This is a genomic window from Streptomyces sp. SID486 (genome assembly GCF_009865385.1).
Classification (GTDB): domain Bacteria; phylum Actinomycetota; class Actinomycetes; order Streptomycetales; family Streptomycetaceae; genus Streptomyces.
On the sequence record NZ_WWJT01000471.1, the window covers coordinates 1 to 20984 of the forward strand.

Below are 20984 nucleotides of genomic sequence, written 5' to 3' on the forward strand. Positions count from 1 at the left end.
CGCACAGCACACCCCAACCGAGGAACGGCCGACCCGCACAGCACACCCCAGCCGAGAAACGGCCGACCCGCACAGCACACCCCAGCCGGGGAACGGCCGACCCGCACCGCGCACCGGGCCGCCGTACCGGCCGCCGCCCGCCCTCCTCGGTGCCTTCAGCCGAGCGCTACCGTCTCCGGCAGGCCCACCGGCCACGTGTGCACGGGCTCACCCACGTGCATCAGCTCCGCGTACCGGCGTGTCGTCGCCGCCAGGGCCGCCTCACGGGAGAGCCCCTGCTCCAGTGCCCGGTGGAAGGTGGCCGCCTGCCAGGACGCCCCGTTGACCCGGCGCCGGCAGCGTTCCTCGATCACCCCCAGGTACAGGTCCCGGTCTGCGGCCTCCACACCCCACGCGTCCAGCCCGGCGGCGGCGAGCGGCAGCAGCTCGTCGCGGATCAGCGTGACCGCGTCCACCTCGACCGTGCCGCCGTACCGCCCCCGCCGGGGCCAGACGAAGCGCGCGTCGACGCCGTGGCGGCACGCGGCGTCGAAGTTCGCCTCGGCCGCCGCGAAGGGCAGCCGCGTCCACACCGGCCGGGTGTCCTCGGCGAGGGCCCGGACGAGGCCGTAGTAGAAGGCCGCGTTGGCGATCACGTCGGTGATGGTCGGGCCGGCCGGCAGCACCCGGTTCTCCACCCGGAGGTGCGGGACGCCGTCCGCGATGCCGTACACCGGCCGGTTCCAGCGGTAGATCGTGCCGTTGTGCAGCACGAGTTCGGCGAGCTTGGGCACCCCGCCGGCCTCGATGACCTCCAGCGGCTCCTCGTCGTCGCAGATCGGCAGCAGCGCCGGGAAGTACCGGAGGTTCTCCTCGAACAGCTCGTACGCGGAGGAGATCCACCGCTCGCCGAACCAGGTGCGCGGCCGGACCCCCTGCGCCTGCAGCTCGGGCGGCCGGGTGTCGGTGGACTGCAGGAACAGCGGTGGCCGGGACTCGCGCCACAGCTCGTGCCCGAAGAGGAAGGGCGAGTTGGCGCCGACGGCGATCTGCGGGGCGCAGGCCACCTGGGCCGCGTTCCACACGTCCGCGAAGCGTCCCGGGGTGACCTGGAGATGCAGCTGCACGGAGGTGCACGCGGCCTCGGGCACGATCGACTTGGACGTGCAGACGAGGTGCTCCACCCCCTCGATGTCGAGCCGGAAGTCCTCGCCGCGCGCGGCGACGATCTGGTCGTTGAGCAGGGTGTAGCGGTCCACCTCCGAGAGGTTGGAGGACACCAGGTCGTCCCGGTCGAGGGTGGGCAGGATGCCCGTCATCACGATGCCCGCGTCCACCTCGCCGGCCTTCCGGTCCGCGTAGGCCAGCGAGATGCGCAGTTCCTCGGCGAGCCGGTCGAATACCCTGCCGCCCAACCGGTGTGGGGCGATGTTGACTTCCAGGTTGAACATGGCGAGTTCTGTCTGGAAATCGCGGCTCGCGATGCGCTCCAGTACCTGCCCGTTCAACATTTTCGGCATACCGTCGGACCCCGCGAGATTCAGTTCGATCTCCACTCCCATGAGGTTCTTGGGGCGGTCGAACCGCTTCTCACTCAGGAGCCGCTCCAGTCCCGTCAGGCACTGCTGGAGCTTTTCGCGGTAGCGCTGGCGATCGGACAGGTCGAACTGCCCCGCCACGACCTTCTCCCCCATCGAAGTGTCCCTCCTCGGATGGGCGGGCCGACGATCCGGCCGCCGGGCTCTCCCGGGTCAGGTGGGATGATGCCCAGCCGAAGCGATCGATAACGTCCCGCGCCGGGCCACCGCCCGCTACTCTGTCAAATGTTCCCGGCGGCACATTCACGAGGCATGCCGCAACTTGCACCTTCGAGTGCCCCGAACGCCTCGTGAAAAACGCCGACGACAATCGGCCGACCGTTACCAGCGCGTAGCGCCAGGTCAGACGCGGGGGTCACCCCGGAAATCGGGATGAGTTCCGCAAATCGTCGGCCTATTTGCGTCTTGCCCGGCGAAACGGAATCCATTAGCTGAAACGCCGGCCGAACACGCGTCGTATAAACTTCGTCCACAAGGCAGAAGGTGGCACCCTCGGTCCTGGTTTCCGCGGAGTTCCTGCCGTCCCGGTTGACGGGCGGCAGACCGGGCCGCACCCTCGTTCACACCGACCCGGGCCCCCACCTCTCCGGCCTTCAGTGAGCAGACAGCGCCGTCCGCCCCACCCCTCCTCGCGCCGCCGCGCCTGTCAGATGAGAGGCGACCCACATGCCGCTGCACGTGCCCCCTGCCCCCGCGCCTGCCCTGCGCTCCGTCCTCACCGCCCTCGGCTCGCCCACCGCGGTCCGTGAGGCCCGCACCCCTTCCCTGCGTGCCGCGCAGGGGCCGACCACCCCTGAACTCCCGCTTCCCGTCCATGTGCTGGACCGGATCACCGCACAAGGCCTGTCCTCGACCCGGCTGGCCGGCTGGCGCTTCCTGATACGGTGCGGCGATCGCGCGGTGGCCGCGGCGGAGACCATGCTCACGCCCGACGGCTGGGCCTTCTCGCACTTCTTCGAAGGCCCGTACGTCGCCTCCACTGAACGTGCGCTGCAGCAGGCCGAGGCGCTGCAACAGCCTTACCAAGCGCGGCTGCTGTCCGTACCCGGTCTCTACATGCTCACCCTGTGGCTGCACGGGGACTGCTCCGCCGACGGCACCGAAGGCCATCCGGCCGCCACCGACCTGCTCGTCCCGCTGGCGCCGGCCCCGCCCGGCATCTCGGCGCACCGACCTTTCCGGGTGGCCGAGTTGCTTCCGGTGCTGACCCATCGGGCGACTCCTCTTCCCCTGCTCGGCTCGCCTGTGCTCGGCTCGCCCGCCTGACCGACGTCCGCGTACCCCGCCGCCCGGAAGGAAAGCGGGGTATGCCTCTTTTTTCGTCCGCCGGCCCCCGCCACCGACCGGACTAGTCCCATCCGGCCATGGCGAACCATCCGAAGTGACAGTGCAGTTGGGCTGAACCGTCCAGGCGGGTGATGCGTCATGAACCTGTGAGAAGCGGTGCGGTGAAATCCCTGCGGAATGACTCCCGGAGGACAACACTGGCTCCAGACCGACTCTTCATCACGGGGGACGGACATGATCACAACAGACCGAGAGATCCCGCCCATGTGCCAGCACCAGCCACCGTGCCCGTCAGCAGAGTCCGCCGACCGGGAGTGCGCCCGCCTGGTGGCGCACCACCCGGAACAGGGGTGGAGCCTGCTGTGCAACGGCGTCCTGCTCTTCGAGGACACCGGTGAGCTGCTGCCGGACGGCCGCATCATCGCCCCGCACCGTCCGCTCGGTGCGGACGAGGTGATGACCGCCGCCTGAGCAGGCGCAGTGACCCGAGGGGCCGGTCGCACGCACCCGGTGTGTGCACCGGCCCCGACGCGTGCCCGAGCTGGTCACGCTACCGACGGGGTTCGGTGGAGCGCCGGAAGCCGCAGGGAGAAGCCCGCCCCGGGAGGAGGCGGTACCGAGGGCCGACGGGAAGTGCGGGCACGCCGTGCCTGAGGGGAACGGCGTGCCTGAGGAGAACGCCGTGCCTCAGGGGAACGCCGTGCCTGAGGGGAACGGCGGCATCCCATGCCCGGAGGACCGCAGGGCAGCCGTGCCCGCGACGGGGGCGCCGTTCGTCCGGCTGGTCGAATCGCCGGTGCGGGAGTGGGATGGAGACAAGGGAGGCGGAGGTCCTCGCAGAGGGGCGCGCCGCGGCTGCACCCGTCGGCGCCCGTGCGGAACGGTGGAGCCATGGCCGGTTACGAAGCCTCGGCGGTCTCGCGAGTGGTGGTCGGGGTGAGCGGTTCCCTGGGCAGTGTCACGGCCCTGCGGCGGGCCGCGGCACTCGCCCGCCGGCTGGGCGCTCAGCTGTGGCCGGTGCTGGCCTGGGAACCACCCGGCGGTGACTACGCCGCGCGGCGCTCCCCCGGCGCCGGCCTGCCGGCCGAGGAGTGGCAGCGACTGGCCAAGCAGCGGCTGGCCTCGGTGCTGGAGGAGATCTTCGGGGCGGACGGGGCCGGGGTGCCGATGCGTGCCGTCGTCGTGCGCGGTGCGCCGGGCCCGGCGCTGGTGGCGACCGCGGACCGGGAGGACGACGTGCTCGTGGTGGGCGCCGGACGGCGCGGGTTGCGGCGCGCCTTCGCGGGCCGGGTCTCCCGGCACTGCCTCGCCCACGCGGTGTGCCCGGTCCTCGCGGTGCCGCCGTCCCCGCTGCAGTCCGAGCTGCTGTCCGTACACCGGCGCTACGCCTGGCATCTGCGCATCGACACCCGGGGCCTGTGAGGGGCACCGCCGTGAGTGGCACCCGGGCCGCGAGTGGCACGGGGGTCGCGGTCGGGCACGGGGCGGGCGCTGGGTTCGGCGGCTACGGCAGCCGTGGCGGTCGGCCCTGCGGGTCGACCATTGCGGTCCGCCCTGGCGATCGACCGTCGCGGTCGAGCCGCCGGTTGGCCCTAACGGTCGCCCCCGCCAGTCAACCGTTGCCGTCCGCCCTGGCGATCGACCGTCGCGATCGGGCCGCCGGTTGGCCCTTACGATCGCCCCCGCCGGTCGGCCGTTGCGGTCCGCTCTGGCAATCGACCTTCGCGGTTAAGCCACCGGTTGGCCCTAACGGTCGCCCCCGCCGGTCGACCGTTGCGCTCCGCCCTGGCGGTCGGCCGTTGCGGTCGCGTCAAGAACGGGTCCCCGGCCGTCAGGGCGCCGTCAAGCGCGGACGCGGCGGCCCGTCGGCGGTCTACCGTCTCTCTCATGGAGCACCTCGACGACACCCGCCCCCGGCCGACCGGCTCCCGCCCGACCCGCGCCGGAACCGAGGTGTACGACCGCGACTGGCCGCGGGGTGTGCGCAGTGCGGTCCGCTGCTCCGCCGCGCTGCTCGGCCTGCTGCTGTGCATCGACCGGGTGGCCGGTTCGCTGACCTGGTGGCGCGGTGGCCTGTGGCTGCTGCTGGCCGCGCTCCTGCTCCTCGTCCTGTTCCCGGTCCGGGTGTCGGCGGGCCCGGGCTGGCTGGCCACCCGTCGTCTGCTGCGCACCCGCCGGGTCCGCACCGATCTGCTGTCCGCGGTCCGCCCGGTGGACGGTGTCAGCCGGCGGCTGGTGCTGCGCGACACCCTCGGCAACCGGGTCGAGATCGACCCCGAGGTGCTGACCGGCAACCCGGACCTGTGGTACCGGCTGGACGAGGACGCGCGGCGCGCCGAGGCGGCCGGCACCTTGCTGTGCGGCAGGACCGCCCTGCACCGCCTGGCCGGTCACGTGGACCGCGAGGCGGCCCTGGCCGTGTTCAGGGCGTCCGGCATGGAGTGACGGCCCCGTACTCCATGACGCTCGGTGGCCGTCATCGCTCCGTGGGCCCCTCCCGCCGTCCTCCCGCCGCCCTCCCGGCCACCCCTCGGCACCCCGCCCGCCGTCCTCCCGCCGCCCTCCCGGCCACCCCTCGGCACCCCGCCCGCCGTCCTCCCGCCGCCCTCCCGGCCACCCCTCGGCACCCGCTCGGCCCCCACTCGGTCACCCGTTCGGTCTCGCTCCGGGTCGGCGGCCCCGGCCTCACCCTCTCCGTGCGCTCGCCCCGCGACCAGGCGATTCTTAACGCAAGCTTGACGCCTCCGGCCCGATGATCCGTGGGCCCGAACGTCACGCTCTGCTTACGCTGGTGCCGCCGTCCGCGTGATGGCCGGAAAGAGCTGAGCCGCACGTCAGGAGCACGCCGATGGCCACGACCGAGCGCCCTCCCAGTACCAGCCGCCTGCGCGCCTGGATGCTGGAGGGCCTGTCCGACATGGGCAAGGGCGGTGGGCACACCGGACCGCACGCCGAGCCCGCGCCTCCCCATAAGGGACAGCGCTGGTGGCGGGTGATGTGCCTGACCGGTGTCGACTACTTCTCCACCCTCGGCTACCAGCCCGGCATCGCGGCTCTGGCCGCCGGTCTGCTGTCACCCATCGCGACGATCGTGCTCGTCGTCGTGACCCTGGCAGGTGCCCTTCCGGTCTACCGCCGGGTGTCCGAGGAGAGTCCGCGCGGCGAGGGCTCCATCGCCATGCTGGAGCGGCTGCTGTCGTTCTGGCAGGGCAAGCTGTTCGTGCTCACCCTGCTGGGCTTCGCGGCCACCGACTTCCTGATCACCATCACCCTCTCGGCGGCCGACGCCTCCACCCACCTGGTGGAGAACCCGCATCTCACGAGCACCCTGCACGGTCACCAGATGGTGATCACCCTGCTCCTGGTGGCCCTGCTCGGCGGGGTGTTCCTCAAGGGCTTCCTAGAGGCGATCGGCGTCGCGGTCGCCCTGGTCGGCCTCTACCTCGCGCTCAACGTGGTCGTCGTGATCGTCGGTCTCTACCACGTCGTCACGGCGGGCCATGTGATCACCGACTGGTCCACTGCGCTGACCGCGGAGCACGGGAACGTCTTCGTGATGATCGGCGTCGCCCTGATCGTCTTCCCGAAGCTCGCCCTCGGCCTGTCCGGCTTCGAGACGGGCGTCGCCGTCATGCCCCACGTCCAGGGCGACCCGGGCGACACCGAGGAGCGGCCCGCCGGCCGGATCCGGGACACCAAGAAGCTGCTCACCACCGCCGCGCTGATCATGAGCTGCTTCCTGATCGCCACGAGCTTCATCACCACGCTGCTGATCCCGGAGAAGGAGTTCAAGACGGGCGGCCAGGCCAACGGCCGCGCGCTCGCCTACCTCTCGCACGAGTACCTCGGCAGCGCCTTCGGCACGGTGTACGACGTCTCCACCATCGCCATCCTGTGGTTCGCGGGCGCCTCCGCCATGGCCGGCCTGCTCAACCTGATGCCGCGCTACCTGCCCCGCTACGGCATGGCCCCGCACTGGGCGCGGGCGGTGCGCCCGATGGTCATCGTCTTCACGCTGGTCGCGTTCCTCGTGACGTGGATCTTCGACGCCAACGTCGACAAGCAGGGCGGTGCCTACGCCACCGGTGTGCTGGTGCTGATCAGCTCGGCCGCGATCGCGGTCACCATCGCCGCCCGCAAGGCGGACCAACGCGGCTGGACCATCGCGTTCGGGGTGATCGCGGCGGTGTTCCTGTACACGACCGTGGTCAACGTCATCGAGCGGCCGGACGGTGTGAAGATCGGTGCCTGCTTCATCGCGGGCATCATCCTGGTCTCGCTGCTGTCCCGGCTGGCCCGTGCGTTCGAGCTGCGCGTGACGAGCGTGACGCTCGATCCTCTGGCGGAACGTTTCATCCGGGACATGGCCAGCCGCAAGATGCGGTTCATCGCCAATGAGCCGGGCCACCGGGACAAGGCGGAGTACCGCGACAAGGTCGAGCAGATCCGCGCCGACAACGACATGCCCGAGCAGGAGGACTTCGTCTTCGTCGAGGTCACCGTGACCGACCCGTCCGAGTTCGAGGCGGGTCTGACGGTGCGCGGCGAGGTGCTGCACGGCCGCTACCGGGTGCTGACGCTGGAGTCCGCGTCCATCCCGAACGCCCTCGCCGCGCTGCTGTTGCACGTGCGTGACGTCACGGGCTGCACCCCGCACATCTACTTCGAGTGGACCGAGGGCAGTCCGTTCGCCAACTTCCTGCGCTTCTTCCTCTTCGGGCAGGGCGAGGTCGCGCCGGTCACCCGCGAGGTGCTGCGCGAGGCGGAACCGAACCGGGACCGGAGGCCGCGGGTACACACCGGCTGAGACCGGCACCGGCGAAGGGCGAACGGCGACCGGGCACTCCTGCGGGCTCCTCCGCCTGCTCACACCGGAGCCGCACCTTCAGCTGCCCCCTCCCCCCGCCGGAGCCGCACCTTCACCCGCCCCCGGCCGGGGCCGCACCCCCACCCGTCCCCGGCCGGAGCCTCATACGCGTCGGTCCAAGGCATATCGCGTCACACCCGACGGCCACCCCACGTCCATGATTCCCCGCACGTGGCCCTATCGTGACCGGCATGCAGTCCTACACGATCGGCCAGGCCGCGCGGCTGCTCGGCGTCAGTCCGGACACCGCCCGCCGCTGGGCCGACGCCGGCCGTATGGCCACCCACCGCGACGAGTCCGGACGGCGGCTCATCGACGGCCGCGACCTCGCGGCGTTCTCCGTCGAACTGGCCAAGGGAGGCGTCGGCGAGGAGGACGCCTCGCACACCTCCGTCCGCAACGCCTTCCCCGGCATCGTCACCGCGATCAAGCTCGGCGACGTCGCCGCCCAGGTGGAGATCCAGGCCGGCCCGCACCGGCTCGTCTCGCTGCTGACCCGGGAGGCCGTCGAGGAACTGGGCCTGGAGGTCGGCATGGAGGCCACCGCCCGCGTGAAGTCCACGAACGTGCACATCGACCGCGTCTGACCCGGCACTCCCACACGTCCGCCCCGGACACCGCCACACGTCTGACCCGGCACTCCCACACGTCCGCCCCGGACACCGCCACACGTCTGACCCGGCACTCCCACACGTCCGCCCCGGGCACCGCCACACGTCCGACCCGGCACACGCGTCCGCCCCGGCACTCCCGCGCGCCGACCCGGCACCGCCACGCGTCCGCCCCGGCACTCCCGCGCGCCGGACCCGGCACCGCCACCGCCATGGCGGGGCCGCAGGGGCGGTGCCGCCATGGCGGGGCCGCAGGGGCGGTGCGTCACGCGCCCGTCATGCCGCCGGCACCGGCCGCGCCGAGAGCCGGCCGGCCGTACCGAAGCGGTAGCCGCCGTCCACCCGGATCGCCGTGATGCCACTGATGTGCCGGGCCCCGCACCGGTCCTGCGGAAGCACCAGCTGCGGCCCGGCCCCGTCCAGCGGTGTGCCGTCGATGGTGACCGCGAGCAGTACGGGCGCGTCGGCGAAGTCCGGATCGATCTCGGCCCAGGACAGCAGGGCGTGGTGCCCGTCGGTGCCGCTGACGGCGATGAGGAACCTGAGCCGGTCCTTGCGCCGGACCGGGTCGAAGCCGGGACCGGCGTCGGCGAGCACGTCGTACAGGCGCGGGCCCGCGAACCGGTGCCGCTGGGTGCCGCTGGTCGCGCACTCGAAGCTGACGTCCGCACGGTGCTGCGGCCAGCGCAGCAGATCCGGCACGGTCAGCAGGGCGGGTCGTACCAGATCGCCGGTCAGGGCGAGTTCCGCGAGCGTCACCGTCGACCACCTCCCGCAGCACCGTACCCGCCCACCAGGGCCGTACAAACGCACATGCAAGCTACAACTCTCCAGTTCGCGGCTCATGCGATGTGACAGGAGACTTACAGCTGGCAGATGCGGCAGTATCATCGCCGCACGGTCGACAACTGGCCGTGTCAGGGGCGCGACAGCAGTTCCATAGACACCCGAGGAGTAGATCAGTGATGACCCGTTCCGTGCGCCGGACCCGGCGGATGCTGCAGCTGGCCGGCGCGGGAGCCGCAGCCCTGATGGCACTCAGCGCCTGCTCCTCCTCGGACTCCAAGGACGCCGACGCCTCCCCGGACGCGTCCGCCTCCTCTTCGGCGAAGCTGTCCGGCGACGTCACCGTGTTCGCCGCCGCCTCCCTCAAGGAGAGCTTCTCGGCCCTGGGCAAGGAGTTCGAGAGCCGGCACCCCGGCACCAAGGTCAACTTCAACTTCGGCGGCAGTGACACCCTCGCCGCGAGCATCACCGGCGGTGCCCCGGCGGACGTCTTCGCCGCCGCCAGCCCCAAGACCATGAAGATCGTGACGGACAAGGGCGACGCGGTCGGCACCCCGGCCACCTTCGTCCGCAACCAGCTGGAGATCGCCACCCTGCCGGGCAACCCCGACAAGGTGTCCTCCCTTAAGGACCTCACCAAGTCCGGTCTCAAGGTCGTCCTGTGCGACAAGACCGTGCCGTGCGGTTCCGCCGCGCAGAAGGCCCTGGACGCCAGCAAGCTCGAGCTCACCCCGGCCTCCTACGAGCAGGACGTCAAGAGCGCCCTGACCAAGGTGGAGCTGAAGGAGGCCGACGCGGCGGTCGTCTACAAGACCGACGTGAAGTCCGCGGGCGGCAAGGTCGAGGGCGTGGAGTTCCCCGAGTCCGCCAAGGCGATCAACGACTACCCGATCGTCCTGCTGAAGGACGCGCCGAACGCCGAGACCGCCAAGGCGTTCATCGCCCTCGTGCGGTCCGCCGAGGGGCAGAAGGTGCTGAGCGAGGCCGGGTTCCTCAAGCCGTGACCTCGCTCGACAAACCCGGCGTCGCGGCCGGCCCCCGCACGGGCCGACCGCGGCGCCGCGTCGGCGCGGGGAGCCGGCGCGGGGTGCCGCTGCCGCTGCTGCTGCCCGCGTTGCTGGCGCTGGCCTTTCTGCTCCTGCCCCTGGTCGCGCTCCTCGTCCGCGCGCCCTGGCGCAGCCTGCCGGACCAGCTGACCAGCACCGAGGTGTGGCAGGCACTCCAGCTGTCCCTGGTCAGCGCCACCGCGGCGACCGCCGTCAGCCTCGTCCTCGGCGTCCCGCTGGCGTGGCTGCTGGCCCGTACGGAGTTCCCCGGACGGGGCCTGGTGCGAGCCCTGGTGACCCTCCCGCTCGTGCTGCCGCCGGTGGTCGGCGGTGTGGCACTGCTGCTCGCGCTGGGCCGCAACGGCGTCATCGGCAAGTGGCTCGACGCCTGGTTCGGGATCACCCTGCCGTTCACCACCACCGGGGTCGTGGTCGCCGAGGCGTTCGTGGCGATGCCGTTCCTGGTGATCAGCGTCGAGGGCACCCTGCGCGCCGCCGACCCGCGCTACGAGGAGGCGGCCACCACGCTCGGCGCCTCCCGTTTCACGGCGTTCCGGCGGGTCACGCTGCCGCTGATCGCGCCCGGCATCGCGGCCGGCGCGGTACTGGCCTGGGCCCGCGCCCTCGGTGAGTTCGGCGCGACGATCACGTTCGCGGGCAACTTCCCCGGCCGTACCCAGACCATGCCCCTCGCGGTGTACCTGGCGTTGCAGAACGACCCTGAGGCCGCCATCGCACTCAGCCTGGTCCTGCTCGCCGTGTCGATCACGGTCCTCGCGGCCCTGAGGGAACGCTGGATGACCCCGTCATGACTCGAGACGACACCCGGCCCGCGGCCGCCGACGGCGCCCGCCCCCCTGCGGGGCCACCCGTACGGGACGGTGAGGACCGCACGGCCGGTACGGACGGCACCCCCAAGCAGGCCGCGCGCCGGCACCCCGTCGCGCACCCGCACTCCGCCGCGCGCCCGTCGCCGGACCCCGCCGCGCACCCCGCCCCCGGCCTGGACGCCCACCTCGTCGTCGACCGCGCCGCCTTCAGCCTGGACATCACGCTGACGGCCGCCCCGGGCGACGTCGTGGCCCTCCTCGGCCCGAACGGCGCGGGGAAGACCACCGCCCTGCGTGCCCTCGCAGGTCTGACCCCCCTGACCGACGGCCACCTGCGCCTGGACGGCACCTCGCTGGACGGCACTCCCCCGGAGTCCCGTCCGGTGGGCGTGGTCTTCCAGGACTATCTGCTCTTCCCGCACCTGTCCGCCCTGGACAACGTCGCCTTCGGCCCGCGCTGCCGGGGCGCGAGCAGGACCGAGGCCCGCGCCCAGGCCGCGGCCTGGCTGGAGCGGATGGGCCTGGCCGCCCACGCCGGCGCCAAGCCGCGCCGCCTCTCCGGCGGCCAGGCCCAGCGCGTGGCGCTCGCCCGTGCGCTGGCCACCCGGCCCCGGCTGCTGCTCCTGGACGAACCGCTGGCGGCCCTGGACGCCCGGACCCGGCTGGAGGTGCGCGCCCAGCTCCGCCGCCACCTGGCCGAGTTCGAGGCGGTGTCGGTGCTGGTCACCCACGATCCGCTGGACGCCATGGTGCTCGCGGACCGGCTGGTGGTCGTGGAACACGGCCGGGTGGTGCAGGAGGGCACCCCGGCCGATATCGCCCGGCGTCCGCGCACGGACTACATCGCCCGGCTCGTCGGCCTCAACCTCTACCGCGGCCGGGCCGCCGGGCACACGGTACGGCTCGACGCGGGACCGGCGATCACGACCACCGAGGAGCTGTCCGGACCGGTTTTCGTGGCGTTCCCGCCGTCCGCGGTGACCCTGTTCCGGGACCGGCCGTCCGGTGCCAGTGCCCGCAACGTGTGGCACTGCGAGGTCGCCGGCCTGGAGACCCAGGGTGACCTGATCCGCGCCGACCTCTCCGGCGAACTGCCCCTCGCGGCGGACCTGACGACGGTGGCCGCCGCCGAGCTGGACCTGTATCCGGGTGCGTCGGTCTGGGCGACGGTCAAGGCGGCGCAGACACACGCATACCCGGCCTGACCGTACCGGCGCCCTACGGTGGGTGCCCATGACCCTGAGCATCCGCAACCAGCTGCCCGGCACCGTCACCGAGGTGCAGCCGGGCGACGTCATGGCGACCGTGAAGGTCCGGCTCACCGGTGGCCAGGTGGTGACCGCCGCCGTCACGCTGGAGGCCGTGGAAGACCTCGGTCTGGCCCCGGGGACCCCGGTGAGCGCCCTGGTGAAGGCGACGGAGGTCTCCCTCGCCACCAGCCGGATCGAGGGTCTGTCGATCCGCAACCAGCTCCCCGGCACGGTCGTCCGGCTCCTCCTCGGCGAGGCCATGGCGACCGTGGGGGTCTCCGTGGACGGGGGCGAGCTGACCGCCGCGATCACCAAGGACGCCGCCGGGGACCTCGGCCTCTTCGTCGGCTCCGACGTCGTCGCCCTGATCAAGTCCACGGAGGTGTCGCTGGCGACGGCCCGGTGACGGCCGAGGGCCCCGTCCGCGGTGCGGACGGGGCCCTCGGCCGTGCTCGCCTCAGTCCTCGTAGGCGTCCAGCGGCGGGCAGGAGCACACCAGGTTGCGGTCGCCGAACGCCTGGTCGATGCGACGCACCGGCGGCCAGTACTTGTCGGCGTCCGTGGCACCGGCCGGGAAGACGGCCTCCTGGCGGCTGTAGGCGTGCGTCCACTCGCCACCGAGCGCGGCGGCGGTGTGCGGCGCGTTGCGCAGCGGGTTGTCCTCCGCGGGCCACTCGCCCGCGCCGACCTTGTCGATCTCCGCGCGGATGGCGATCATCGCGTCGCAGAAGCGGTCCAGCTCGGTGATGTCCTCGGACTCGGTCGGCTCGATCATCAGCGTGCCGGCCACCGGGAAGGACATGGTCGGCGCGTGGAAGCCGTAGTCGATCAGGCGCTTGGCGACGTCGTCCACGCTGACACCGGTGGCCTTGGTCAGCGGACGGAGGTCGATGATGCACTCGTGCGCGACCAGGTTGCCCGGGCCGGTGTAGAGCACCGGGAAGTGCGGCTCCAGGCGCTTGGCGATGTAGTTCGCCGACAGCACGGCGACCTGGGTGGCCCGCTTCAGGCCCTCGCCGCCCATCAGGCGGACGTAGGCCCAGGAGATCGGCAGGATGCCCGCGCTGCCCCACGGGGCCGCCGAGATCGGACCCACGCCCGTCTCGGGACCGGCCTCCGGCTGGAGCGGGTGGTTCGGCAGGTACGGCGCCAGGTGCGAGCGGACCGCGACCGGGCCGACGCCCGGACCGCCGCCGCCGTGCGGGATGCAGAAGGTCTTGTGCAGGTTCAGGTGGGAGACGTCGCCGCCGAAGTGGCCCGGCTTGGCGAGGCCGACCAGCGCGTTGAGGTTGGCGCCGTCGACGTACACCTGGCCGCCGGCCTCGTGGACCTGCGCGCAGATGTCCGCGACGTGCTCCTCGAAGACCCCGTGCGTCGACGGGTAGGTGATCATCAGCACCGCCAGCTCGTCACGGTACTGCTCGATCTTGGCGCGCAGGTCCTCGACGTCGATCTCGCCGTCCTCGGCGGTCTTCACGACGACGACCTTCATGCCGGCCATCACGGCGCTGGCGGCGTTGGTGCCGTGCGCGGAGGACGGGATCAGGCAGACGGTGCGCTGCTCGTCACCGCTCGCGCGGTGGTAGCCGCGGACGGCCAGCAGACCGGCCAGCTCGCCCTGCGAACCGGCGTTCGGCTGGAGGGAGACCTTGTCGTAGCCGGTGACCTCGGCGAGTCGTTCCTCCAGCTCGTGGATGAGCGTGAGGTAGCCCTGGGCCTGGTCGGCCGGGGCGAAGGGGTGCAGCTGGCCGAACTCGGGCCAGGTGACCGGCTCCATCTCCGTGGTCGCGTTGAGCTTCATGGTGCAGGAGCCCAGCGGGATCATGCCGCGGTCGAGCGCGTAGTCGCGGTCGGACAGCTTGCGCAGGTAGCGCAGCATCGCGGTCTCGGAGCGGTGCTGGTGGAAGACCGGGTGGTTGAGGTAGGCGTCGGTGCGCAGCAGCGCCTCGGGCAGGGTGTCCTCGGCGGTCGCGTCCAGCGCCTCGATGTCGGCCTCGACACCGAAGGCGGACCAGACGGCGGCCACCTGGGCCCGCTTGGTGGTCTCGTCGCAGGCGAGGGAGACGTGGTCGGCGTCGACCAGGCGCAGGTTGACGCCGTTGTCCCGGGCGGCGGCGACGATCTGCGCGGCCTTGCCGGGCACGCGCGCGGTGAGCGTGTCGAAGTAGGCGCCGTGGACGATCTCGACACCGCCGGCCTTCAGCCCCTCGGCGAGGATGGTCGCGTAGCGGTGGGTGCGCCGGGCGATCGTCCGCAGGCCCTCGGGGCCGTGGTAGACCGCGTACATGCCGGCCATCACGGCGAGCAGCACCTGCGCGGTGCAGATGTTGCTGGTCGCCTTCTCCCGGCGGATGTGCTGCTCACGGGTCTGCAGGGCGAGCCGGTACGCCTTGTGGCCGTCGGCGTCGACGGAGACGCCGACCAGACGGCCGGGGAGGCTGCGTGCGAACTTCTCGTGGACGGCCATGTAGCCGGCGTGCGGCCCGCCGAAGCCCATCGGCACGCCGAAGCGCTGGGTGGTGCCGACGGCGATGTCCGCCCCCAGCTCGCCGGGCGACGTGAGCAGGGTGAGCGCGAGCAGGTCCGCGGCCACGGTCACCAGGGCGCCCAGCTCGTGCGCCTGCTCGATGACGGGCTTGAGGTCGCGTACGGCCCCCGACGCGCCCGGGTACTGGAGCAGTACGCCGTTGATCTCGCGCTCGGCGATCTCCGCCGGGATGCCCTCGCTGAGGTCGGCGACGACGACCTCGACGCCGGTCGGCTCGGCACGCGTCTCGATCACCGCGATGGTCTGCGGCAGGGCGTCCGCGTCGATCAGGAACAGGCCCTTCTTGTTCCTGCCCATGCGGCGGGAGAGTGACATCGCCTCGGCGGCCGCGGTGCCCTCGTCCAGCAGGGAGGCGCCGGAGGTGGGCAGGCCGGTCAGTTCGGCGACCGTCGTCTGGAAGTTCAGCAGGGCCTCCAGGCGGCCCTGCGAGATCTCCGGCTGGTACGGCGTGTAGGCCGTGTACCAGGCCGGGTTCTCCATGACGTTGCGCAGGATGACGGGCGGCGTGAAGGTGCCGTAGTAGCCCAGGCCGATCATGGAGTCGAGGACCTGGTTGCGGTCGGCGAGCTCGCGCAGTTCGGCGAGGACCTCGGCCTCGGTCCGGGCGCCCGGCAGGTCCAGGGCGTCGGCGTTCTTGATGACGTCGGGGACCGCGGCGGCGGTCAGCTCGTCGAGCGAGCCGTACCCGACGTGCGCGAGCATCTTGGCCCGTGCCTCCTGGTCGGGCCCGATGTGGCGCTGCTCGAACGGGATGCCGGCTTCGAGCTCGGAGAGCGGAATGCGGTGGGCGGTCATGCGGAGGCCTCCTGGTCTGACGCGACCTGCGAGGGGTACCCCGGCGCGGGCACCCCGACGGCCTCCCCCTCTGTCATCTCGACCTGAGAGCTTCACCGGGCGCCCGGAGGCACCGGCTTTCCCCGTCGGTGAGAGCGGGAGCCTACGGCGCCCGTTCTGCTTTCCAGAGTGACCTCGTCCGTGCGGTACGTGAGCCTGAGAGATTCCGGGGAGGAGTTGCTCCTTCGGCGCCTCCGAGAGGATCGGAGGACTCTCCCGCACGAGTTCAGCAGCCGCTGTCAGCCTACCAGCGAGGTCAACGCCGGAGTCTTCGAGTGGCCGCCTCCTTGAATGTGCTCTTTTGTAGTGCTAACGGATGAGTTGCGACCAAGTGGAGGGAGAGGGGCCGTGCAGACCGACATCGATCCGCGCAACCTGATCGGCCGCAAGGCGTTCGACCGGAACGGCACCAAGATCGGCACCATCGACGAGGTGTACCTGGACGACGCGACGGGCGTGCCCGAATGGGCTGCCATACGCACCGGCCTGTTCTCCCGTGACGCCTTCGTGCCGCTGGAGCCCAGCGAACTCGTCGAGGGGACCCTGCACGTCCCCTTCGACCGTGCCCTGATCAAGGACGCCCCCGACTTCGGGGTGGGCCGCCACCTCTCGCCCGAACAGGAACTCCAGCTCTACCACCACTACGGCCTGGACGTGGCCTCACCTCCCACGGTCCCGGACCGGGACTTCGGCAAGCTGGCGGGCTCCGAGGAGGCCTGATCCCCCGGCTCCTCCGCGAGGGCGAGCGGGGGCGCGGGCCGGCCGCCGTCCGCCGGCGCGGGACAGGCGGGCGGGCGGGACGGATCCAGGACCAGCGGCAACGGATCGGCGGACGCCAGCGCGGGTTCGCCGACCGAGAACGTCCGCACCCGGCCCGGAGGCGACTGCGGCGTCTCGAACCGCACGGTGACCCGCCCCAGGCCGCTCCCCTGCACCCAGCCGTGCCCGTACTCGGCGTGCCGCACGTCCTGCCCGGCGCGCCACTGCCGTACGACCGGCTCGGGCCGCTCCACGACGACCTCGACCGCGGGCGCCCGGGGTTCCTCAGCCGCCGGCGCCGGCATCGCCTGCGCGAACAGGTCCTCCTGCGTGTAGTCGGCGAGCCCGGACACGCCCACCCCGAGCAGCCGTACCCCGCCCGTGGTGTCCACCGAGTCCAGCAGCCGCGCCGCCGCCTCCCGGATGACCGCCGGATCGTCCGTGGGTCCTCTGAGCGTCTCCGAGCGGGTCAGGGTGGAGAAGTCGTACCGCCGCACCTTCAGCACGATCGTCCGTCCGGACAGCCCGGCCCCGCGCAGCCGCCCCACGCAGCGGTCGGCCAGCCGCTGCACCTCCAGACCGACCCGCAGCCGGTCGTGGATGTCCACGTCGTACGTGTCCTCCACCGACACCGACTTGGCCTCCCGCTCGGCCACCACCGGCCGCTCGTCCCGGGCCAGGGCCATGGCGTGCAGGGCGTGGCCGTGGGCCTTGCCCAGCAGCCGTACCAGCTCGTCCTCGCCGGCCTCGGCCAGGTCCTCCACCGTGCTGATCCCGGCACGGCGCAGATGGTCGCCGGTGGCCGGCCCGACTCCCGGCAGGGTGCGCACCGGCATCGGGCCCAGCAGCGCCCGCTCGGTCCCCGGCTCGATCAGCACCAGGCCGTCCGGCTTGGCCTGCTCGGAGGCGATCTTGGCGAGCATCTTGGAGGCCGCGAGCCCCACCGACCCGGTGAGCCCGGTGACCGCCCGGATGTCCGCGCGCAGCCTCTCCCCGGCCCGCCGCGCCGACTCCTCGTCCCAGGCCACTCCCCCGGCGTCCAGATCCACGAACGCCTCGTCCAGGCTCAGCGGCTCGACCAGCGGTGACAGCTCCCGCAGCAACGCCATCACCTGCTCGCTGATCGCCCGGTACAGCGTGAAGCGCGGCACCAGGTACGCGGCGTTGGGTGCCAGCCGGCGCGCCTGCCCCATGGGCATCGCCGAATGGACCCCGAACACCCTCGCCTCGTACGACGCGGTGGCCACCACCCCGCGCGGTCCCAGCCCGCCCACGACCACCGCCTTCCCGCGCAGGCTCGGCTTGGACGCCTGCTCCACCGAGGCGAAGAAGGCATCCATGTCGAGATGCAGGATCGTGGGCGCGTTTCTCACATCTCCGATGCTGCACCACGGCACTGACAACGCGGTGGTGCAGGAGCGCCCTGGTCGGTCCGGCGGTTCAGACCGCCCGGTTGCGGCGCCTCGCCAGCTCGTCGGCGGGGTTCTGGCCCACGAGGGTCTCGCCGGTGTCGATGCGTTCGCCGTGCAGCTGGGAGAGGGCGCTTTCCACGTCCCGCCACACCACGCCGACGGCGATCCCGAAGATGCCCTGACCGCCCTGGAGCAGGGCGTGGACCTCGTCCGGCGAGGTGCACTCGTACACGGTGGCACCGTCGCTCATCAGCGTCATCCGCTCCAGGTCGCAGAAACCGCGTTCCCTGAGGTGCTGCACGGCCGTACGGATGTTCTGCAGCGACACCCCGGTGTCCAGGAAGCGCTTCACGATCTTCAGGACGACGACGTCCCGGAAGCTGTAGAGACGCTGGGTACCCGAGCCGTAGGCGGGTCGCACGCTGGGCTCGACGAGGCCGGTACGGGCCCAGTAGTCGAGCTGCCGGTAGGTGATGCCGGCAGCGGCGCAGGCCGTGGGCCCGCGGTAACCGATCTCCTCGGACGCCATGGACGCCACCCCTCCGCCGTTCGGCACCGCCGTCGGCAGCTGCGGAGCGTGCTCCACCGCACTGCCGGGATGGGCATGTCCCCCGCCGGGGCGCAGCCGCGAGTTCGGGGGCGGGTACGGACCGCTCTCCCCGAAACCGCGTCCGGGGGCACCCCCAGCCGTACCGTCGCCGCTGATTCTCACGCCGACCTCCGTCCTTGACCTGCCTTCTCGACGGTAGGCAGTCACCAGGGGTGCGTCAACGATCGCCACACTCGGCACGCCGAGTGATAATCACCCTAGGAGTGGTTTCCCGTGTCCCACCGCGGGGAAAGGCTAGCCGAATGCGCTCGCGGGAAGCCGTAGGACGCTCTCACTGGCCGGAGGCAATTGCCGGGCCGCCGGGCCCCGCGGGACCGCCGGCCCCGCGGGAGGAAGCCCCCGGGCCGGCGGGGCCGGGCCCGTGTCTCACTGGCTGCTGGTGCCGAAGTCCTCGGGCGAGATCTGGTCGAGGAACTCGCGGAACTTCTCCACCTCGTCCTCCTGCTCGTCGGGAATGGCGATGCCCGCGTCGTCCAGCACCGTGTCACTGCCGTAGATCGGCGTACCGGTGCGCAGGGCGAGCGCTATGGCATCGGAGGGGCGGGCGCTGACCTCGACCCCACTGGCGAACACCAGTTCCGCGTAGAAGACGCCTTCCCGCAGATCGGTGATACGCACTTCGGTCAGCTCCTGGCCGACGGCCTCCAGCACGTCCTTGAACAGGTCGTGGGTCAGCGGTCGTGCGGGGGCCATGCCCTGCTGGGCGAAGGCGATCGCCGTCGCCTCCCCCGGCCCGATCCAGATGGGGAGGTAACGGTCGCCCCCCACTTCGCGCAGGAGCACGATCGGTTGGTTGGAGGGCATTTCGACCCGGACACCTACGACATCGAGCTCGTTCACACAGCAACCCTAGGCCGTGCCCGGGACGTTTGGGTAGTCGGGCCGGGAACAGCTGCCCGATCCGGCCGCCCGGGAACCCTCCGGTTCAGGGGAACCGCACCCCGAGAGCGGTCTTCACCAAGGCCGCGTGCAGCTTCATCGTGAGGGCCGCGAGTTCCCTCGTACGGGCCTCGGCATGCGCCCTGGTCTGCGGGTTGCGGTGGCGCTTGAGCGGGGCCACCACCTGGTCCACCAGGCCCGCCTCACGATCGGCGGCGGCCTTCATCACCCGAAGGTGGCGCGGCTCGATCCCGAACCGGCCCAGCTCGGCGACGAGCGAGGCCACGGTGACGGCCTCGGCGTCGTACACCCCGTCCTCCAGTGGAGCGATGAGCCCATAGGACTCCCACTCCTTCAGCTCGGCCTCGTCGAGGTCCGCCGCCGCCAGCAGCTCGGCCTTTCCGACCCGGGCCACCGTGGGGCCCTCCACGGCCGCCGACACGTCGTCCGCCGTACGCTGGCGCCCCACCAGCGGCAGCGGGACGGCCTCGCCCCGCCCCATGGCGTCCAGATGCTCCCGGATCACCTTGAGCGGAAGATAGTGGTCGCGCTGCATCCGCAGGATGTGACCGAGGCGCTCGACGTCCTCGGCGCTGAACTTGCGATACCCCGACGGGGTGCGCCGCGGCTCGACGAGCCCCTCCGACTCCAGGAAGCGGATCTTGGAGATGGTGACTTCGGGGAACTCGTCGCGCAGCACGTTCAGCACCGTGCCGATACTCATCAGCCCACTGTCCCTGGCGGCGGTACCGCTACCGGCACCGCCGCTCGGTGTTTGAACCATGGACCTTCCCTGGGGTCCCCCCGGACGTCGGTCCGGGGGCGGCTCAGACGGCCTGCCGGCTCGCGTAGAACACCAGCCGGTACTTGCCGATCTGCACCTCGTCGCCGTTCGCCAGAGCGACCTGGTCGATGCGCTCACGGTTGACGTACGTGCCGTTCAGGCTGCCCACGTCGGCCACCGTGAAGGAGCCGTCCGGGGAGCGCCGGAACTCCACGTGACGCCGGGAGACCGTCACGTCGTCCAGGAAGATGTCGCTCTGCGGGTGGCGGCCGGCCGTGGTCAGGTCGCTGTCCAGCAGGAAGCGGCTGCCCGAATTCGGGCCCCTGCGCACCACCAGCAGCGCCGAGCCCAGCGGCAGCGCGTCCACCGCGGCCTGCGCCTCCGGGGAGAGCATCGGCAGCGGCGTCTGGCCGGTCACCTCGGAGTCGTAGGCCTCCAGGCCCGAGATCGAGATCGTGGAGGTCGTCTCGGAGGCCCGCTCCGGCGCCACCCCGGGACGCAGCGGCGCCCCACAGTTGGAACAGAATCGGGCGTTCTCCGCATTGCGGTTACCGCACCTCGTACACACCAGGACCGACATCGACGGATCCTCCTGCCGCGGCTGCCCCGCCGGGGCGTTGGACGCGTACGGGCCGGGACCAAACCCTCCACCCGTACCTGAGGTTGACGGTTGCCCGAAACCTATGCCGCCGGACTGGGCAGGGTCAACAGACGCCGCGCCCTGACCTCCGGAAATGTCACCGCCCGGACCAGCGACCTGGTCCCGGAACAGCGGGCGCTGGCCCTCCGCGTCAGGCTGTGCGCGATGACGAGCGGTCGCGTTGCCGCTACCCTCGCGCGCGCTCTTGCCGAACAACTTCGCAAACAACTTCACGGGCGATTCCCCTTGACCGAAACAGACCCG

At 71.8% G+C, this 20984-nt stretch carries 19 protein-coding genes and 1 riboswitch; of the genes, 11 read left to right on the forward strand and 8 right to left on the reverse strand.

Annotation, left to right across the window (positions count from 1 at the left end; genetic code table 11):
- Nucleotides 1-155: 155 nt before the first annotated feature.
- Nucleotides 156-1673: a glutamate--cysteine ligase gene (locus GT045_RS22125; protein ID WP_161287517.1), complete on the reverse strand. Its 1518-nt coding sequence runs from the start codon at nucleotides 1671-1673 to the stop codon at nucleotides 156-158.
- 570 nt (nucleotides 1674-2243) lie between these two features.
- Here GT045_RS22125 and GT045_RS22130 point away from each other — a divergent pair.
- The 6 genes from GT045_RS22130 (at nucleotide 2244) to GT045_RS22155 (ending at nucleotide 8318) form a co-directional block, all read left to right on the forward strand.
- Nucleotides 2244-2843, forward strand: coding sequence for a hypothetical protein (locus GT045_RS22130; protein ID WP_161287518.1), 600 nt, complete (start codon nucleotides 2244-2246; stop codon nucleotides 2841-2843).
- A gap of 285 nt (nucleotides 2844-3128) precedes the next feature.
- The gene (locus tag GT045_RS22135; protein WP_161287523.1) at nucleotides 3129-3335 is read left to right on the forward strand and encodes a DUF5999 family protein; all 207 of its coding nucleotides are present in this window, start codon (nucleotides 3129-3131) and stop codon (nucleotides 3333-3335) included.
- A gap of 420 nt (nucleotides 3336-3755) precedes the next feature.
- Nucleotides 3756-4286, forward strand: coding sequence for a universal stress protein (locus GT045_RS22140; protein WP_161335201.1), 531 nt, complete (start codon nucleotides 3756-3758; stop codon nucleotides 4284-4286).
- Between the two features lie 465 nt (nucleotides 4287-4751).
- A complete protein-coding gene (locus GT045_RS22145) occupies nucleotides 4752-5309 on the forward strand; it encodes a hypothetical protein (RefSeq protein ID WP_161287520.1) in 558 nt (185 codons plus the stop codon).
- A gap of 403 nt (nucleotides 5310-5712) precedes the next feature.
- Nucleotides 5713-7671 carry an APC family permease gene (locus GT045_RS22150; protein ID WP_161335202.1) on the forward strand — a complete coding sequence of 653 codons (1959 nt, stop codon included), beginning with the start codon at nucleotides 5713-5715 and terminating at the stop codon, nucleotides 7669-7671.
- 251 nt (nucleotides 7672-7922) lie between these two features.
- Nucleotides 7923-8318 carry a helix-turn-helix transcriptional regulator gene (locus GT045_RS22155; RefSeq protein WP_161287562.1) on the forward strand — a complete coding sequence of 132 codons (396 nt, stop codon included), beginning with the start codon at nucleotides 7923-7925 and terminating at the stop codon, nucleotides 8316-8318.
- 300 nt (nucleotides 8319-8618) lie between these two features.
- Here the strand turns inward: GT045_RS22155 and GT045_RS22160 are convergent, their stop codons facing one another.
- A complete protein-coding gene (locus GT045_RS22160) occupies nucleotides 8619-9101 on the reverse strand; it encodes a molybdopterin-dependent oxidoreductase (RefSeq protein WP_345942717.1) in 483 nt (160 codons plus the stop codon).
- Between the two features lie 206 nt (nucleotides 9102-9307).
- Between GT045_RS22160 and modA the strand changes: the two genes are divergently transcribed.
- The 4 genes from modA to GT045_RS22180 are packed head-to-tail and all read left to right on the forward strand — an operon-like array spanning nucleotide 9308 to nucleotide 12660.
- Complete coding sequence (gene modA, locus GT045_RS22165) at nucleotides 9308-10132, forward strand: molybdate ABC transporter substrate-binding protein (protein WP_161335204.1); 825 nt, start codon at nucleotides 9308-9310, stop codon at nucleotides 10130-10132.
- Nucleotides 10129-10986, forward strand: coding sequence for a molybdate ABC transporter permease subunit (gene modB / locus GT045_RS22170; RefSeq protein ID WP_161291381.1), 858 nt, complete (start codon nucleotides 10129-10131; stop codon nucleotides 10984-10986). The genes modA and modB overlap by 4 nt, the downstream gene beginning before the upstream one ends.
- Entirely contained in the window at nucleotides 10983-12209 is a 1227-nt protein-coding gene (locus tag GT045_RS22175; protein WP_237538780.1) for an ABC transporter ATP-binding protein, read from the forward strand. The genes modB and GT045_RS22175 overlap by 4 nt, the downstream gene beginning before the upstream one ends.
- Before the next feature lie 28 nt (nucleotides 12210-12237).
- Nucleotides 12238-12660, forward strand: coding sequence for a TOBE domain-containing protein (locus GT045_RS22180; RefSeq protein ID WP_161335205.1), 423 nt, complete (start codon nucleotides 12238-12240; stop codon nucleotides 12658-12660).
- Between the two features lie 51 nt (nucleotides 12661-12711).
- Here GT045_RS22180 and gcvP read toward each other — a convergent pair whose 3' ends face one another.
- The gene (gene gcvP, locus GT045_RS22185) at nucleotides 12712-15597 is read right to left on the reverse strand and encodes an aminomethyl-transferring glycine dehydrogenase (protein WP_161335206.1); all 2886 of its coding nucleotides are present in this window, start codon (nucleotides 15595-15597) and stop codon (nucleotides 12712-12714) included.
- A 173-nt stretch (nucleotides 15598-15770) separates the two neighbouring features.
- Nucleotides 15771-15865, reverse strand: a riboswitch (glycine riboswitch).
- Between the two features lie 119 nt (nucleotides 15866-15984).
- On the opposite strand from gcvP, the gene GT045_RS22190 reads away from it, so the two are divergent.
- On the forward strand, nucleotides 15985-16356 hold the full coding sequence (locus GT045_RS22190) for a PRC-barrel domain-containing protein (RefSeq protein WP_345942718.1): 372 nt from the start codon (nucleotides 15985-15987) through the stop codon (nucleotides 16354-16356).
- Here the strand turns inward: GT045_RS22190 and GT045_RS22195 are convergent.
- The 5 genes from GT045_RS22195 to GT045_RS22215 all read right to left on the reverse strand — a co-directional run bounded on the left by GT045_RS22195 (nucleotide 16278) and on the right by GT045_RS22215 (nucleotide 20954).
- Nucleotides 16278-17768, reverse strand: a complete 1491-nt coding sequence (locus GT045_RS22195) for a DNA polymerase IV (protein ID WP_161335207.1) — start codon at nucleotides 17766-17768, stop codon at nucleotides 16278-16280. The genes GT045_RS22190 and GT045_RS22195 overlap by 79 nt on opposite strands.
- Before the next feature lie 67 nt (nucleotides 17769-17835).
- A complete protein-coding gene (locus GT045_RS22200; RefSeq protein ID WP_161298113.1) occupies nucleotides 17836-18519 on the reverse strand; it encodes a MerR family transcriptional regulator in 684 nt (227 codons plus the stop codon).
- Nucleotides 18520-18783: 264 nt separating this feature from the next.
- Nucleotides 18784-19257 (reverse strand): bifunctional nuclease family protein, encoded by a 474-nt coding sequence (locus tag GT045_RS22205; protein WP_026253112.1) that lies wholly within the window; start codon nucleotides 19255-19257, stop codon nucleotides 18784-18786.
- Nucleotides 19258-19342: 85 nt separating this feature from the next.
- Nucleotides 19343-20080 carry a MerR family transcriptional regulator gene (locus GT045_RS22210; RefSeq protein WP_161335208.1) on the reverse strand — a complete coding sequence of 246 codons (738 nt, stop codon included), beginning with the start codon at nucleotides 20078-20080 and terminating at the stop codon, nucleotides 19343-19345.
- Between the two features lie 43 nt (nucleotides 20081-20123).
- The gene (locus GT045_RS22215; protein ID WP_345942719.1) at nucleotides 20124-20954 is read right to left on the reverse strand and encodes an FHA domain-containing protein; all 831 of its coding nucleotides are present in this window, start codon (nucleotides 20952-20954) and stop codon (nucleotides 20124-20126) included.
- Nucleotides 20955-20984: the final 30 nt, after the last annotated feature.